At 61.8% G+C, this 15,717-nt stretch carries 12 protein-coding genes; 6 read left to right on the top strand and 6 right to left on the bottom strand.

What is annotated here, in order from left to right:
- The first annotated feature begins 13 nt into the window (after positions 1-13).
- Positions 14-799: an enoyl-ACP reductase FabI gene (fabI, locus tag JVX98_RS01425; RefSeq protein WP_089043777.1), complete on the top strand. Its 786-nt coding sequence runs from the start codon at positions 14-16 to the stop codon at positions 797-799.
- Between the two features lie 122 nt (positions 800-921).
- On the opposite strand, the gene JVX98_RS01420 is transcribed toward fabI, so the two are convergent.
- Complete coding sequence (locus JVX98_RS01420) at positions 922-2,397, bottom strand: NAD-dependent succinate-semialdehyde dehydrogenase (protein WP_192449732.1); 1,476 nt, start codon at positions 2,395-2,397, stop codon at positions 922-924.
- Positions 2,398-2,654: 257 nt separating this feature from the next.
- The gene (locus JVX98_RS01415; RefSeq protein ID WP_205236617.1) at positions 2,655-3,923 is read right to left on the bottom strand and encodes a 4-aminobutyrate--2-oxoglutarate transaminase; all 1,269 of its coding nucleotides are present in this window, start codon (positions 3,921-3,923) and stop codon (positions 2,655-2,657) included.
- Positions 3,924-4,148: 225 nt separating this feature from the next.
- Here JVX98_RS01415 and JVX98_RS01410 point away from each other — a divergent pair, with 225 nt between their 5' ends.
- Positions 4,149-4,961, top strand: coding sequence for a MerR family transcriptional regulator (locus tag JVX98_RS01410; protein WP_205236616.1), 813 nt, complete (start codon positions 4,149-4,151; stop codon positions 4,959-4,961).
- A gap of 8 nt (positions 4,962-4,969) precedes the next feature.
- On the opposite strand, the gene JVX98_RS01405 is transcribed toward JVX98_RS01410, so the two are convergent.
- The 4 genes from JVX98_RS01405 to fba form a co-directional block, all read right to left on the bottom strand.
- Positions 4,970-6,337 (bottom strand): DUF2254 domain-containing protein, encoded by a 1,368-nt coding sequence (locus tag JVX98_RS01405; RefSeq protein WP_371826503.1) that lies wholly within the window; start codon positions 6,335-6,337, stop codon positions 4,970-4,972.
- A 198-nt stretch (positions 6,338-6,535) separates the two neighbouring features.
- On the bottom strand, positions 6,536-6,748 hold the full coding sequence (locus tag JVX98_RS01400; RefSeq protein WP_192449735.1) for a hypothetical protein: 213 nt from the start codon (positions 6,746-6,748) through the stop codon (positions 6,536-6,538).
- Complete coding sequence (locus JVX98_RS01395; RefSeq protein ID WP_205236949.1) at positions 6,745-7,902, bottom strand: DUF2092 domain-containing protein; 1,158 nt, start codon at positions 7,900-7,902, stop codon at positions 6,745-6,747. The genes JVX98_RS01400 and JVX98_RS01395 overlap by 4 nt, the downstream gene beginning before the upstream one ends.
- A 655-nt stretch (positions 7,903-8,557) precedes the next feature.
- Positions 8,558-9,601 (bottom strand): class II fructose-bisphosphate aldolase, encoded by a 1,044-nt coding sequence (fba, locus tag JVX98_RS01390; RefSeq protein ID WP_089043784.1) that lies wholly within the window; start codon positions 9,599-9,601, stop codon positions 8,558-8,560.
- 759 nt (positions 9,602-10,360) lie between these two features.
- Between fba and JVX98_RS01385 the strand changes: the two genes are divergently transcribed.
- Genes JVX98_RS01385 through JVX98_RS01370 form a run of 4 tightly spaced genes read left to right on the top strand, consistent with a single transcriptional unit; the run spans position 10,361 to position 15,663 of the window.
- The gene (locus JVX98_RS01385) at positions 10,361-11,959 is read left to right on the top strand and encodes a peptide ABC transporter substrate-binding protein (RefSeq protein WP_192449736.1); all 1,599 of its coding nucleotides are present in this window, start codon (positions 10,361-10,363) and stop codon (positions 11,957-11,959) included.
- Positions 11,960-12,013: 54 nt separating this feature from the next.
- The gene (gene oppB / locus JVX98_RS01380) at positions 12,014-12,937 is read left to right on the top strand and encodes an oligopeptide ABC transporter permease OppB (RefSeq protein WP_034799616.1); all 924 of its coding nucleotides are present in this window, start codon (positions 12,014-12,016) and stop codon (positions 12,935-12,937) included.
- Positions 12,930-14,060 (top strand): ABC transporter permease, encoded by a 1,131-nt coding sequence (locus JVX98_RS01375; RefSeq protein WP_192449737.1) that lies wholly within the window; start codon positions 12,930-12,932, stop codon positions 14,058-14,060. Before oppB ends, JVX98_RS01375 begins: the two co-directional genes overlap by 8 nt.
- A 1-nt stretch (position 14,061) precedes the next feature.
- Positions 14,062-15,663, top strand: a complete 1,602-nt coding sequence (locus JVX98_RS01370; RefSeq protein ID WP_192449738.1) for an ABC transporter ATP-binding protein — start codon at positions 14,062-14,064, stop codon at positions 15,661-15,663.
- Positions 15,664-15,717 lie beyond the last annotated feature (54 nt).

The following is a 15,717-nucleotide window of genomic DNA, read 5'->3' as shown; positions in this document are numbered from 1 at the left end:
TCGGAGACGATTGATGTCCATTCCTGTCGCAAAGGCCAAACTTCTCGATGGCCGCAAGGGCTTGATCGTCGGCATTGCCAACGATCGGTCGATCGCCTGGGGCTGCGCCCGCGCTTTCCGCGCTTTCGGGGCGGAAGTCGCCGTGACCTATCTGAACGACAAGGCAAAACCTCATGTCGAGCCCCTGGCTCGCGAAATCGAAGCGCCGATCTTCCTGCCGCTTGACGTTGCGGTGCCGGGCCAGATGGAAGCGGTGTTCGAAGAGATCGAGAAGATCTGGGGCGAACTCGATTTCGTCGTCCATTCGATCGCCTTTTCGCCGAAGGACGCGCTCGGCGGCCGGGTGGTCGATGTCCCACGCGAGGGTTTTTTGAAGACCATGGATATTTCCTGCTGGTCCTTCATCCGCATGGCGCATCTCGCCGAGCCGCTGATGAAGAACGGCGGCACGCTCTTCACCATGACCTATCATGGCTCGCAGGTGGTGGTGGAAAACTACAACATCATGGGCGTCGCCAAGGCGGCGCTGGAAAGCGCCGTGCGTTATCTTGCCTCCGAACTCGGCCCAAAGGGGATCCGCGTGCATGCGATTTCGCCGGGCGCGCTGGCGACCCGCGCCGCCTCCGGCATTCCGGAATTCGACGCGCTGCTCGAAAAGACCAAGGTCAAATCGCCGAGCCGCGAGCTGATCGACATCGACGACGTCGGCGCGGCCACCGCTTTCCTTGCGCATGACGCCGCCCGTCTGATCACTGGGCAGGTGCTCTATGTCGACGGTGGCTACCACATCATCGACTAAGCTCGTCGCGCAAAGGTGCGCAGCAGTTTTGCGGTTGCGACATGCGGCAAATCAACGGCGTAAAGCGCGGGGGCGATCCTGAAAGATCGCGACGCGCTTTAGCCGCCGGGTCTCCGCACGGGTCAGATATTGCCCATGCAAAGATATTTCATTTCCAGATAGTCCTCGAGCCCGTGGCGCGAGCCTTCGCGGCCGATGCCTGATTGCTTGATGCCGCCAAAGGGCGCGGCTTCCGAGGACATGCGGCCGGTGTTGATGCCGACCATGCCGTATTCCAGCGCTTCGGCCACATGCCAGACCCGCTTCAGGTTCTCGGCGTAGAAATAGGCGGCAAGACCGTAGATCGTGTCATTGGCCTCGGCGATGACCTGCTCGGCCGTCTCGAAGCGGATGATCGGGGCGATCGGGCCGAAGGTTTCTTCCTGGGCGACGCGCATGTCGGTTGAAATGCCCGTGAGAACAGTCGGCTCGAAGAAGGTGCCCGACGCGCCGATCCGGTGGCCGCCTGCGCGCACCTTGGCGCCCTTGGAAACGGCGTCGGCGACGTGGGCCTCGATTTTCTCGATCGCGTGCTTGTCGATCATCGGGCCGAGTGTAACGCTAGGCGTAAAGCCGTCGCCGACGGTCAGTTCGGCGACGCGCCTGACGAACTTCTCGGCAAAGGCATCGTGTACGCCCGATTGCACATAGATGCGGTTGGCCGAGACGCAGGTCTGGCCGGCATTGCGAAATTTTGCCTGGATGGCGCCGTCCACCGCTTCGTCGATGTCGGCGTCGTCGAAGACGATGAAGGGGGCGTTGCCGCCGAGCTCGAGGCTGACCTTCTTGATCTGGTCGGAGCATTGCCGCATCAACAGCCGCCCGACCTCGGTCGAGCCGGTGAAGCTGATCTTGCGCACCTTGGGATTGCTGCAAAGTTCGCGGCCGATCGCGGCACCTTCTGCGGCATAGAGCAGGTTGACGACGCCGGTGGGGAAGCCGGCTTTTTCGGCGAGCACGAACATCGCGCCGGCAACGAGCGGTGTCTGTTCGGCCGGCTTCAAGACGATGGTGCAGCCGGCGGCAAGGGCCGGCGAAATCTTGCGGGCGACCATCGAAGCCGGGAAGTTCCACGGCGTGATCGTACCAACGACGCCGACGGGCTGCTTGATCACAAGCATGCGCCGGTCGTTGGCCGGGGCCGGGAAGGTTTCGCCATAGATGCGCTTGGCCTCTTCCGCATACCACTCGACATAGGCAGCTGCATGCAGCACTTCACCCTTCGATTCGCCGATCGGTTTTCCCATCTCGGCCGTCAGGATGGCTGCAAGATCGTCCGCATGCGCGACGATCAAGTCGTACCAGCGGCGAAGCACGGCGCTCCGGTCCTTGGCGGGTTTTGCCGCCCAGAGAACCTGCGCTTCGGCAGCAGCTTCGATTGCCGCATGGGCCTCGTCGATGCCCATGTCCGGAAGCGTTGCTAGCTTTTCGCCGGTCGATGGATTGAAGACATCGAAGGTCGCGCCCGCCCAGTTTCTGCCGGCCTCCGGAACGGTATGAAGCGATGCGAACAGGTCGGCGTCACGCAAGTGCTTGGTCAAGGCGGGGGTCAAGGTCATGGCGGGCATCCTCCGGCGATGGCCTGCCGCGAGACGGCAGGCCCGCTTTTGCTTGTTCTTGCGGGCACCGACTTATCCCGGCACCCGAGCATTGCGCGTCTGAAATTGGCGCGCAGCGCCCACAGCGACGCGCGTCCTTCAAGACGCGCTAAGGTCGCCGTAGCACTTTGAATTGCTGCATAATTTTGCCCTCAAGTCGATTCCGAATTGAGGAATTATGCACCGGGCAACCGCGTTGGCGGGCGCCCGGTCGAGGATCAAGGGCGCGCCGCGAGAATCGAGGCTTCGAGAATGTCGAGCGCTTCGGCGAAGACTTCGTCCTGGATGGTGATCGGCGCCAGGAAGCGAATGACGTTGCCGTGCACGCCGCAGGTCAAGAGGATCAGGCCCTTTTCCAGTGCGATCAGGCGCACCTTGTTGGCAAAATCGGCGCTCGGCAGGTGGGTCTTCACGTCGTTGAACTCGACGGCGTTCATGAAGCCGGGGCCACGGATGTCGACGATTTCAGGTGCCTGCTCGCGGATCGCGGCAAGGCGCTGCTTAAGGCGGCCGCCAAGCTGTTCGGCGCGTTCGCAAAGTTTCTCCTCAGCGATGACGTCAAGCACGGCATGGGCTGCAGCGATGCCGAGCGGGTTGCCGCCATAGGTGCCGCCAAGGCCGCCCGGAGCCGGTGCGTCCATGACTTCAGCGCGGCCGGTGACGGCTGCGAGCGGGAAGCCACCGGCAAGGCTTTTCGCCATGGTGATGAGGTCGGGCGCGACATCATGGTGGTCCATCGCAAACATCTTGCCGGTACGGGCAAAGCCGGTCTGGACTTCGTCGGCGATGAGCAGAATGCCGTGCTGGTCGCAGATTTCGCGCAGCGCCTTCATGAAGGCGGCGGGCGCGGGGTAGAAACCACCTTCGCCCTGCACCGGCTCAAGGATGATCGCAGCGACGCGGCCCGGATCGACGTCGGCAGCAAAGAGCTTCTTCAATGCGGCGAGCGACTGTTCGGTGGTGATGCCGTGCAGTTCGATCGGGAAGGGGGCGTGGAAGACGTCGCCCGGCATCGCGCCAAAGCCGACCTTGTAGGGAACGACCTTGCCGGTGAGCGCCATGCCCATGAAGGTCCGGCCGTGGAAGCCGCCCGAGAAGGCGATGACGGCCTGGCGGCCGGTCGAAGCACGGGCGATTTTGACGGCGTTTTCGACAGCCTCGGCGCCTGTTGTCACGAAGATCGTCTTCTTGGCGAAGTCGCCCGGCGTCAGCGCATTGAGGCGCTCGGCGAGGTGCACGTAGGTTTCGTAAGGAACGACCTGATGGCAGGTGTGGGTGAAGCGATCGATCTGCGCCTTGACCGCTTCGATGACCTTCGGGTGGCGATGGCCGGTGTTGACCACGGCGATACCGGAGGCGAAATCGATATAGCGATTGCCTTCCTTGTCCCAGATTTCCGAATTTTCCGCGCGATCGGCGTAGATCTGGGTGGTCATGCCGACGCCGCGCGAGATGGCGGCGTTCTTGCGGTCGGTGAGGCTGGTCATGGCGCGTTCCTGTCGTCTGGAGCTAATATATTGCATTTTTTCTGCAAGTTTATTGTGGAAGTGGTACACCTTTCACAGTCGATTGCAAATCAAATTTGGTGATCGAGACACCACGGTTGCTGATGCGCCGTTCTTGTCAGATCTCGATCGCGGCGGCTAAGGTTGCGGACACGCCGGAATTGCAAGGATTCGGGCAGCGCCGCTGGGCGGTAAAGGGAAATTGGAATGGGCGCAGTGCGCTACAAGGTCGCCGAAGCGGCACGATTGGCGGGGGTTTCCGCCTCGACGCTGAGACTATGGGAGACGCAGGGTCTCGTTGTGCCCGAGCGCTCGCCGACGGGACATCGGCAGTACACCGAGAACGATCTTGCCCGATTGAAGCGCATCTCCTGGTTCCGGGCCGAGCGCGGTCTCAATCCGGCTGCGATCCGTGAGGCGCTGGACGCTGAAGGGGCTGCGGACGACCAGCCCACATCGGCGGCGAGCGACGGCCCTGAAAACCAGGTGGGGCGCAAGCTGCGCAGCCTCAGGCACGCCGCCGGCAAGACGCTGGAGCAGGTCGCCTGTGAGATCGGCATCGCCGCCTCGGTGCTTTCGACGCTGGAGCGCACCTCGCAGGGCGTCTCGGTCGCGGTGCTGCACAACATCGCTGAATTCTTCGGCACCACCGTTTCCAGCCTCGCCGGTGAAGAGGAGGCGGATGCGCGCGCCGTCGTTCGGGCCGGCGAATGGCGGACATGGCCGCGCACGACCCCCGGCGTCACGGTGCAGCTTTTGGCCGATGGCCGCAACCAGATGGACTGCCACCGCTTCGTGCTGGAGCCCGGCGCGTCCAGCGAAGGCGCCTATGGGCACGAGGGCGAAGAGTTCGTCTATGTCCTCTCCGGCCGGGTCGAGTTCATTCTCGACAGCGACCAATTCTACGACCTCGGCGTCGGCGACTCGCTCTATTTCGAAAGCAAGCGGCGGCACGCCTGGGCAAACCGTCACGACGGCGAAACCGTGCTTCTCTGGGTCAATACGCCGCCGACATTCTAGCCGGACGCTCACGCGTTAACCGACCCGCCGAGCCCCTGGGTATCCGCGATCCTTGCAAGTGCCGCGTCTTCCGGCAGCAGGTAGACCTTGTCGATCATCCGGTCGAGCAGCTCGCGTTCGACGCGCAGGACGGATTTCCGGCAATCGGGCAGGACCTCCTCGAGATTGTCGATCATGGCGTGCAGCCTTCGCGCGATCTGCAGGTTATCGGCGCCGTAGATCCTGATCTCGCGGCATGTCAGCTGTACGAAATCTCCCCAATCCGGAGTCCTGAACATCACGCGCAGGCGGCCCTGCGGGTCAAAGACGCTGTCGTTGCGCAGGTTACGGTTGCCGACGCTGCGCAGCAAACGATGCAGCTGGTCAATGGCCAGAACCGCCGTCGTCGGGTCATTGATCGCCTTGGAAAGCGCCTTGGTGGCGATGTCGACAATGATCCTGAAGGCGAAGGTCGGGTCCTGTTCGACCGTCCGCTCGCGCCCGAAGGCCACGCTGCTGCGAAGATCGTGGGACGAGATCGTCTTGGCGCCGCCATAGAGCCGAAAGAGCGGCTGCCCATAGGAGACGAAGTCACCAATACGGGCGACCAGCTCGACGATACCGCCAGCCCGCGCCGCCCGGCTTGCCAGAAACTTCATGTCCACGGCGAGAACGATGTCTGAGGAGCCGATATGCGTGACCACCCGATCGGGCGGGCCAAGTGAACCGTTTGGCGGCGGCTCTTCGCTCGTCTCCCTGAGATTGTCGGGGTACACGGCTTCGATCATGGCGAAACCCTGCTCGGCAACACGGTGGATGATGCTGACCGGACGCAAGAGACGGGCGGAGTAATCGATGAAATAGAGGAAGGCGGCCAATGAGAGGACGCCGAGGACGCCGGAGATCCAGACGATCGAGGGCGGGGCCGATGCGTTTACCCGACTGATCACCCCGATCGCAAAGAGCAGCGTGAAGATGAACAGGCCCACGGTGAAACGAATGACGTTGTCGCGCAGAAGCGTGATGGCGATGATGCGCGGCGTCAATTGACCGCTGGCGATCTGGATCGCAACGAGCAGCGACCCAAACGTGAAGACGATGAAGGAAAGCGCGAGGCTGATGATCGCTTGCATCGCAGCGACGGTACCCTCGACGCTCAAGGGCCACGGCGGCACCCAGGTTGTCCAGTCATCGTGCGCCATCACCGTGCGAAACAGAACCTGCTCCACGATAAGCGCAAAGAAGGGGATGATCCAGAGCGAGGACCGCATGTAGTTCTTGAACCGATACAGCCTGCTCCAGTTCATGTGACCTTGCCCCCCGACGATGGCCGACGCCATCACCTCGAAACCGAAGCCGCCTTGCGCAGTCCTCGCGGCGCGCCACGTCTCTGCCATGCCCGATCGCCAGCTTGCCCCGCATGAGATAGGAGACATGATTATACGCTAATATTCAGGATTGCGCGAACTCGAACAACCCGGTTGGCGGGTGCCGCAGTGTGCGCGGCACTTCTGCCGGAAGGCGGTCAATCACGTGTGCTGCTGAGCGGCGCACCCGCTCAGCAGTCTGTTGTTCCCTCAGCAATCGAACCGTTTCTAGCAGTTATAGACACCGGCCGCGCAACGTCGAGTCGTGCGACGGGCAACGCCCGCCACGCTGACCGGCGTCAGCGGTCGTCCTACCCTGGCAATGGCAGGAGAGACGAAGGTGGGGATCGCTATGCTCAGCGCTTCGCTCGTCAAGTCGCCCATGATGAGTGCGGCGGCCAGAAAGAGCCAGATGATTCCCGTGCGTTTGCAGAAGCTCATTTTTTATCTCCCACAACGAAGTTGTCCGGCAGTTCGCTCAAGGTCTGTTTGAGGTCGGCGACATCAGCCTTTTCGGCATTCGTCGCGTTCTTGAAAGCAAAGTCATCCGCGGGCACGCCGTCTCCGGATTTCCAGTCCCTGATCTGGAGGCTGTATTCCGGCCCGCCCTTGACCTTGCTGGAGGTGATGACCAACCGGCAGGGATACGGTTGTTCGCCGTGTGCGACCCAGATCTGGAAATCCACGTCGTCCTTGCGAAACGCCAGGGAGTCGCATTCCTGGCCGTTGATGACGCCGCTTCCCAAATCCTTGGCGTCATAGACGCCCTTCATCAGTTCGTCATAGGCATTGGTCATCAGCAGGTCTGCAGCCGGCAGTGGCAGCCCATGCTTGTCCCTCAACTCGTCGATCAGCTGATCGACTGTCCCTTGCATTTCCACCTGGGTGTACTTGTTGACGTTCTTTCCGAGAAGCGTGAGCGTTTTCCCGTCAAACAGGGTCTCGGTATCGACAAACCCACCGGAACGGGTCGTATGCACCTTGTCCGGCCGGCTGAGGTTCACGGTGCCGGAACTCGATAGCCCAAGCTTCTGGCCTGCGCTGGTGATGACCTGAAGATTGGAATCATAGCTGAACGACAGGGCCTTCTGAGCGGCCAGGTAGTCGGACATCGCCTTGAGCAACTTCTTGGCTTCCGGCGAGTCGGTCACTCTCACGAGCTCGACCCGGCGATTGAGCGCCCGACCTTCCGCCGTATTGTTGCTGGCAACCGGCATCATCTGACCGGCACCGGAGGCTATCAGCCTGTCGGCGGGAACCCCTCTCTTGACCAGAGCGGCCTTGATCATTTCGGCACGTTCCTGAGAGAGACGCTGGTTGGCTTCCCCGCCGCCGCTCGCATCGGTATGGACGACGATCCTCAAGCTCCAGTCAGGGAACCTCTTCAGCACGGCGGCAACGTCGTCAAGAAGTTCAGCGCCGGCCCGCAAGGTGGACTTTGCGATGGCGAAGCGCAGGCCAGAGAGATCGTACTGTTCTCTCGTCTGCAATGCCTGCTGCAAGGCTTCCTTGCTGTATCGCATATTTGCGCCATCCGGGCCCTGCGCCCACGTGACGGTGCTTGGTATTGCAGTCAGAACGGCGAGCGCGAGCATTCCCCGCGCGAGGCGTCTGCTGATCGATAGGTCTGTTCTGGATACCCTGCCGAGGTTCGAAGCTTTTTTGTGCTCAGGCAGGACGGCTGGCGCTCTGGACATCGCAACAATCCTTCTCGTTCGGTTGAGAATTGAATCACAATGCGCTTGCAACGCTACGTCGTGGCATTCCTCGAACGCGCTGGCCGATAGGGCTCGCTCTGCGCGAAACTACGACCAGACAAATCAGATCCAGGGGTAACTCTCGGCCCGACACTATCGACCGAGCAGCGGCCGCTAGAGACAGGGGCCTCTGCCAACTGAGCAGAGGCTCAGGGACACCGTGCGATTGCGACGCCTTCGCCGCAGCCGCACGCGCACATGGTACATCCGCGCGATTTGCGCGCAATTCATCCTAACGGATTAGTGCAGAGGCAACCCTTGTCCAGCGTGGTGCGTGACTGATGCCGGCGCTCTTTGAGCGGTTGCGGCCAGATCGGGCGGCCGTTGGCGGAAACGGAGATTCTAGCGTTTTCCTCTTGTCCGCGATGAGCGGACAGCACCACCGAACGAGATCGGCGCGCGCCCCGGTTTGCGGGGCGCGCGCCGATCGTCGGTTTTTTACTCACATCACCCCGCTGAGACTGCCGACAGCGGCGGGGCGACGAGCGGCGGATCAGCCAGCCGCGTAACGCTTTGCCATTTCCGGCAGGCGCAGCGTGCGGATCTTCGAGGCCTTGCCGGCGGTGCGGAAGGCTTCGAAGCGCTCGCGGCACACTTCGGTCATCAGCGCCGTTGCCGGCTTCAGATAGGTGCGCGGGTCGAAGTTCTCCGGGTTTTCGGCGAAGTTCTTGCGGATCGTGCCGGTCATGGCGAGACGCAGGTCGGTGTCGATGTTGACCTTGCGCACGCCGAGCGGGATCGCCTTCTGGATTTCCGAGACCGGAACGCCCCAGGTCGGCTTCATCTTGCCGCCATAGGTGTTGAAGAGATCCTGCAGATCCTTCGGCACCGACGACGAACCGTGCATGACGAGGTGGGTGTTCGGCAGCTTCTTGTTGATCTTGGCGATCGTTTCGATCGACAGGATGTCGCCATCGGGCTCGCGGGTGAACTTGTAGGCGCCGTGGCTGGTGCCGATCGCGACGGCCAGCGCGTCGACGCCGGTCCTGCTGACGAAGTCGAGCGCCTGGTCCGGGTCGGTCAGCAGTTCTTCACGCGACAGCTTGCCTTCGAAGCCGTGGCCGTCTTCCTTGTCGCCTGCGCCGGTCTCAAGGTTGCCGAGGCAACCGAGTTCGCCTTCGACCGAAACGCCGGCCGCATGCGCGATCTTCACGACTTCCGCGGTGACGGCGACATTGTATTCATAGCTGGCAACGGTCTTGCCGTCCTTCTCCAGCGAGCCGTCCATCATGACGGAGGTGAAGCCGTTGGTGATGGCCGAGATGCAGGTCGACGGCTGGTCGCCGTGGTCGAGATGCAAACAGACCGGGATATGTGGATATTCTTCCGCGGCACCCAGGATGAGGTGGCGCAGGAACGCGTCACCGGCGTAGGAGCGGGCGCCACGGCTTGCCTGGAGGATGACCGGGCTGTCGGTCGCATCGGCGGCGCGCATGACGGCCTGAATGTATTCCAGATTGTTCACATTGAACGCCGGCAGCGCGTAGTCGTTCTCCGCCGCATGGTCGAGCAGTTGCCGCAATGTGATCAATGCCATTCGCTATCTCCCTTTGGATACTCGGTGCAACCTATGCGGCGCACCACAAAAACAATCCGGCCGATGAACCGCACGAAATGCATCGATGGCAAAGTCGATGGCCGGCTTTTTCGTGCGGCGTGACGGCGCGCGCGAATTGGTCGCGCCCACCGAAGTCAGGCGCACAATAGTTCATCGAAGTGGTTTGACAACCGGGCAAAAGGCAGGTTGCCAGAGGTCGAAACTCGCTTCAATCGATTTTACTGTGGACTGGATGCAACACCTTCAGTGTGAAGTGTTTTCACTTTCTGGTGGTGGCTGAGAGGAGGGGGAGTCGAGGGGTCTGAATGCAACCCCTGGGCGCTGATTTCGTCTTCTGCACTATAGTGGTAGATGCACTCTCGGAAACAGTCTGTCGACAGAAGCTGAACGGCTCGCAAGAAGATTGCGGCAACACCCTTCTTTCTTTGCGCAGATTACGTAAACTGCCGCCAAAATTCACAAACTTTGCATCGCGGGCGATTCGAGGCGCGATACGGCCGAGGAAAAGCGCGGACCTAAAACGTTGCAGTAGATTTCGCAGAAATGCCCTGTTCACGTCATATGTCCGTCGCAAAGGCGATGAAAAGAATCGCAAACAAAATACAACCTATGGGATAGATCGATCCCCTGCCTATAGATAAAGATGCAGACGGTCGCAGAATCCGCCTTGCGTTCGCGAACGATTTGCACTTCTCTCCTGCGATCACAAACCCAAAAAAGGGGAAGGAGAGAAACAAAATGGCATCACTGAAACTCAACCTGAGCGCTGCTGCGCTACTCGGCTCTTTGCTTATCACAGCGAGCCCGGCGCTTGCCGAAGCTGTCCTGCATCGCGGCAACGCAGGTGAGCCGCAGACGCTCGACCAGCACCACACCTCGATCAACATCGAAGCGTTCATCCTCAAGGACCTCTATGAAGGCCTGACGATCTATGACGCCTCTGCCAAGATCGTCCCCGGTGTTGCTGAGACGTGGGAGCTTTCGGACGATGGCACGGTCTACACCTTCAAGCTGCGCGCCGATGCAAAGTGGTCGGACGGTTCGCCGGTAACGGCTGAAGACTTCGTTTTCTCCTTCCGCCGCGTTGAAGATCCGAAGACCGCAGCCGGCTACGCCAACATTCTCTTCCCGATCAAGAACGCTGAAAAGGTCAACAAGGGCGAACTGCCGGCCGACCAGCTCGGCGTAAAGGCCGTTGACGAAAAGACCGTCGAAATCACGCTTGAGCGTCCGACCCCCTTCTTCCTGGAACTGCTCGCGCACCAGACGGCGCTTCCGGTCAGCAAGGCAAGCGTCGAAAAGAACGGCGCAGACTTCGTCAAGCCGGGCGTCATGGTTTCGAACGGCGCATTCACGCTGCAGGCCCACGTTCCGAACGATAGCCTGACCGTCGTCAAGAACGCCAATTACTGGGATGCCGCCAACGTCAAGCTCGACAAGGTCATCTTCTACCCGATCGACGACCAGGCTGCCTCGGTTCGCCGCTTCGAAGCCAAGGAAATGGACCTCGTCTATAACTTCTCGGCTGACCAGATCGACCGTCTGCGCACGTCCTACGGCGAGCAGGTCCACGTCTCGCCGTCGCTCGCGACCTACTACTATGCCTTCGACACCCGCCAGGAGCCCTATAGCGATGTTCGCGTCCGCCAGGCCCTTTCCATGGCTGTAGACCGCGACTTCCTTGCCAAGGAAATCTACGCTGGCTCGCAGCTGCCGGCCTACTCGATGGTTCCCCCGGGCATTGAAAGCTACGGCGAGCCGTCCAAGGCCGAGTTCAGCACGATGTCGCAGCTCGACCGCGAAGACAAAGCCATCGCTCTGATGAAGGAAGCCGGTTACGGCGAAGGTGGCAAGCCGCTCGACATCGAGCTGCGCTACAACACCAACCCGAACCACGAGCGCGTCGCGACTGCCGTCGCCGACATGTGGAAGAACACCTTCGGCGCCAAGGTGTCGCTGGTGAACCTCGACGTGTCCTCGCACTACGCCTACCTGCAGGAAGGCGGCAAGTTCAACGTTGCCCGCGCCGGCTGGCAGGCTGACTACGCGGACGCCGAGAACTTCCTGGCGCTCAGCGTCGGTTCCAACAAGACCTTCAACTACGGCCACTTCGAAAACGCTGAATTCGACGGCCTGATGAAGAAGTCCTACGACGAGCAGGACCCGGCAGCCCGCTCCAAGCTGATGCATGACGCCGAAGCGCTGCTGATGAAGGAACAGCCGATCGCTCCGCTTCTGACACAGGCCGACCTGTGGCTGGTTGCCAGCCGCGTCAAGGGATGGGCCGACAATGCTCCGAACGAGCACCTCAGCAAGTTCCTGAGCATCGCCGAATAACGAACAGAGACGACGCGCGGTCGGAAGGCCGCGCGTCGCCTCCGGAGTACGTCCATGATTTCCTTCATCCTTCGCCGATTGGCGAGTGCGGTGCCGACCTTGTTTATCGTCGTCACCATTTCGTTTTTCTTGATGCGGTTCGCCCCTGGTGGCCCCTTCAACCTCGAGCGTCCTCTTCCGCCACAAACGATGGCGAACCTGATGAAGACGTACCAGCTCGACCAGCCTCTTTGGCGCCAATACACGCACTATCTCAGCAATGCGGTGACCGGCGACTTCGGGCCGAGCTATGTCTACAAGGACAACAACGTCGCTGAACTGATCGGCAAGGGTCTGCCCTATTCGATGGAGCTCGGCTTCTACGCGTTGCTGATTGCGCTGATCGGCGGCGTCACCGCCGGAACGATCGCGGCGCTTCGGCAAAACAGCGTGCTTGATTTCACCATCATGTCGTTTTCGACGATAGGGGTCACCGTGCCCAATTTCGTCGTCGGCCCGGTGCTGACGCTGGTCTTTGCAATCGTGCTCGCATGGTTGCCAGCCGGTGGCTGGGGTGATGGATCGTTGCGCTTCCTGATCCTGCCGATGATCGCGCTGGCGCTGCCGCAGCTTGCAGTTTTCGCGCGTTTGACGCGCGGCTCGATGATCGAGGCGCTGCATACCGACCATATCCGAACGGCCAAGGCCTATGGCCTGCCATCTCGAACGGTTGTCGTCACCCATGCCATGCGCGGTGCGATGTTGCCGGTCGTCTCCTATCTGGCGCCCTGCGCTGCGGCCCTTCTGACCGGCTCGGCCGTCGTCGAGACGATCTTCACTATTCCGGGCGTCGGCCGCTACTTCGTCCTTGGCGCTATCAACCGCGACTACACGCTGGTGATGGGCACGGTTATTCTCGTCGCCATCTTCGTCATCGTCTTCAATCTCCTGGTCGACATTCTCTACGGCCTGCTCGATCCGAGGGTTCGCCATGACTGATATCGCCCAGACCCCGGCGTCGACGCCGGAAACGAAGGGGCGCAGCCTCTTCCAGCTCGCCGCCATGCGCTTCCGCCGCAACCGCGCCGCCATGGCCGGCTGCTTCATGCTGGCGCTGATCGCACTGTTCTCGTTTCTCGGTCCGTTCTTCGTTCCGCACACCTATGACCAGGTGTTCCCGTCCTACGTCTCGATCAGCCCGAGCCTCGAGCCACGGCCGGATACGTCGACGCTTCAAGACGTGATGGAAGGTGTCGCCACCCGGGCACGCGTCACGCTGAAGGAGTTCAATCTCGAGGGTGAAACCTTCACCGCGACGATTACCTCCGAACAGCCGATCGATTCCCGTGCCACGCGCTACTTCGACCGCGCCAACGAATTCCGCGATACCCAGGTGGTGGCATCGGAAAACGACGGCAAGACGCTGAAGGTGACCGGCCAGGTCGACCGGGAATATTTCCCCTTCGGCACGGATTCCAACGGCCGCGACCTGCTCGTTCGCGTCATGCTCGGCGGCCAGATCTCGATCGCCGTCGGCCTGCTCGCGAGCCTCGTGTCGCTCGGCATCGGCGTCGTCTACGGCGCGACATCGGGCTATATCGGCGGCCGCGTCGACAACGTCATGATGCGCCTGGTGGAGATCATGTATTCTCTGCCCTTCGTCTTTCTCGTCGTCGTGCTCGTCGTGTTCTTCGGCCGCTCGTTCATCCTGATCTTCCTGGTGATCGGGGCGGTGGAATGGCTTGACATGGCCCGTATCGTGCGCGGCCAGACATTGGCGTTGAAACGTCGAGAATTCGTCGGCGCCGCTCAGGCGCTCGGTCTCACGGATTGGCAGATCATCCGCCGGCACATCATCCCCAACACGATCGGCCCGGTCATCGTTTTCGTGACCGTCGTCGTGCCCAAGGTGATCCTGCTCGAGAGCTTCCTCTCCTTCCTCGGCCTCGGCGTTCAGGCGCCGCTGACGAGCTGGGGGGCGCTGATCTCGGAAGGCGCAAACAACATCCAGTCGGCGCCGTGGCTTCTGATCTTCCCGGCCATCTTCTTCGTCCTGACGCTGTTCTCGCTGAACTTCGTCGGCGACGGCCTGCGCGACGCGCTCGACCCGAAGGATCGCTGACATGGCAGATACCAAGGAAACCATCCTGGCCGTTCGCGGTCTCAAGGTGAACTTCTCGACACCTGACGGCACTGTCGAGGCGGTCAAGGGCATCGACCTCGATGTGCGCACCGGTGAAACGCTTGCCGTCGTCGGCGAGTCCGGCTCCGGCAAGAGCCAGACGATGATGGGCATCATGGGACTGCTCGCCAAGAACGGCACCGTGACCGGCTCGGCCCGCTACCGCGGGCAGGAGCTCGTCGGCTTGCCGCCGAAGGCGCTCAACCAGGTGCGCGGCGCGAAGGTCACCATGATCTTCCAGGAGCCGATGACCTCGCTCGACCCGCTCTACCCGATCGGTCGCCAGATCGCCGAGCCGATCGTCCATCACCGGGGCGGCTCGTTCAAGCAGGCGCGGGCGCGCGTGCTTGAACTGCTGGAACTCGTCGGCATCCCCGAGCCGGGACGCCGTATCGACAGCTACCCGCACGAGCTTTCGGGCGGCCAGCGCCAGCGCGTGATGATCGCCATGGCGCTTGCCAACGAGCCGGATCTGCTGATTGCCGACGAACCGACGACGGCGCTCGACGTGACGATCCAGGCGCAGATCCTCGATCTCCTGAAGTCGCTGCAGCAGCGCTTCGGCATGGCGATCGTGCTGATCACCCACGACCTCGGCATCGTCAAGCACTTTGCGGACCGCGTGGCCGTGATGCGCCGTGGCGAAGTGGTCGAACAGGGTACGACGGCCGACATCTTCGAGCGGCCGCAGGCCGACTATACGAAGATGCTGCTGGCTGCCGAGCCGAGCGGCCGCAAGGCATCTCCGCCCGACAGCGCGCCGATCATCCTGGAAGGCCGCGACGTCTGCGTCGACTACCAGATCGGCGGCGGTCTCTTTAAGGGCGGCAAGTCGGTCTTCCGCGCGGTCGACAGCGTCAATCTGCGCCTGAAGGAAGGGCAGACCATCGGCGTCGTCGGCGAGTCCGGTTCCGGCAAGTCGACGCTCGGCCGGGCGCTCCTGAGGCTCCTGCCGAGCAGCGGTCACTACCGCTTCGGCACGACGGATATTTCCGGCTTCGACCGTGGCCAGATGCGGCCGTTGCGCCGCACCCTGCAGCTCGTCTTCCAGGATCCCTACGGCTCGCTTTCGCCACGGCGCACCGTCGGTGAAATCATCACCGAAGGCCTGCACGTGCACGAGCCCGAGCTCACCCGTGCTGACCGTGACCGCCGGGCGTCGGAAGCGTTGAAGGAAGTGGGGCTCGATCCCGCCTCCCGCAATCGCTACCCGCACGAGTTCTCGGGTGGCCAGCGCCAGCGCATCGCAATCGCCCGCGCCATGATCCTGAAGCCGAAGGTCGTCATCCTCGACGAGCCGACTTCCGCGCTCGACCGTTCGGTCCAGGGCCAGGTGATCGAACTGTTGCGCGACCTGCAGCGTTCGCACGGGCTTTCCTACATCTTCATCAGCCACGACCTTTCGGTGGTGAAGGCGATGTCGGACTACGTGATCGTCATGAAGAACGGAAAGATCGTCGAAGAAGGCGAGACCGACGCGATCTTTGAGGCGCCGAAGCAGCCTTATACCAAGACGCTGATTGGCGCTGCCTTCAACGTCTGAGCCGCCGGGCCTTCAAAATTTGGCGGGGACGCGAGCGATCGCGTCCCTATTTCC

This window comes from Ensifer sp. PDNC004, assembly GCF_016919405.1.
Lineage (GTDB): Bacteria > Pseudomonadota > Alphaproteobacteria > Rhizobiales > Rhizobiaceae > Ensifer.
The sequence above is the reverse complement of the archived record's forward strand: the minus strand, read 5'-3'. Positions and strand labels throughout refer to the sequence as shown.

What these genes read in the sequence shown, in the direction of transcription:
- JVX98_RS01395 (WP_205236949.1), bottom strand. Translation starts at nt 7,902, where the DNA reads ATGCTCGCGCTCGCCGTTCTGACTGCAATACCAAGCACCGTCACGTGG.
- JVX98_RS01370 (WP_192449738.1), top strand. Translation starts at nt 14,062, where the DNA reads ATGGCAGATACCAAGGAAACCATCCTGGCCGTTCGCGGTCTCAAGGTG.
- JVX98_RS01415 (WP_205236617.1), bottom strand. Translation starts at nt 3,923, where the DNA reads ATGACCAGCCTCACCGACCGCAAGAACGCCGCCATCTCGCGCGGCGTC.
- JVX98_RS01405 (WP_371826503.1), bottom strand. Translation starts at nt 6,337, where the DNA reads ATGGCAGAGACGTGGCGCGCCGCGAGGACTGCGCAAGGCGGCTTCGGT.
- fabI (WP_089043777.1), top strand. Translation starts at nt 14, where the DNA reads ATGTCCATTCCTGTCGCAAAGGCCAAACTTCTCGATGGCCGCAAGGGC.
- JVX98_RS01385 (WP_192449736.1), top strand. Translation starts at nt 10,361, where the DNA reads ATGGCATCACTGAAACTCAACCTGAGCGCTGCTGCGCTACTCGGCTCT.
- JVX98_RS01400 (WP_192449735.1), bottom strand. Translation starts at nt 6,748, where the DNA reads ATGAGCTTCTGCAAACGCACGGGAATCATCTGGCTCTTTCTGGCCGCC.
- oppB (WP_034799616.1), top strand. Translation starts at nt 12,014, where the DNA reads ATGATTTCCTTCATCCTTCGCCGATTGGCGAGTGCGGTGCCGACCTTG.
- JVX98_RS01420 (WP_192449732.1), bottom strand. Translation starts at nt 2,397, where the DNA reads ATGACCTTGACCCCCGCCTTGACCAAGCACTTGCGTGACGCCGACCTG.
- fba (WP_089043784.1), bottom strand. Translation starts at nt 9,601, where the DNA reads ATGGCATTGATCACATTGCGGCAACTGCTCGACCATGCGGCGGAGAAC.
- JVX98_RS01375 (WP_192449737.1), top strand. Translation starts at nt 12,930, where the DNA reads ATGACTGATATCGCCCAGACCCCGGCGTCGACGCCGGAAACGAAGGGG.
- JVX98_RS01410 (WP_205236616.1), top strand. Translation starts at nt 4,149, where the DNA reads ATGGGCGCAGTGCGCTACAAGGTCGCCGAAGCGGCACGATTGGCGGGG.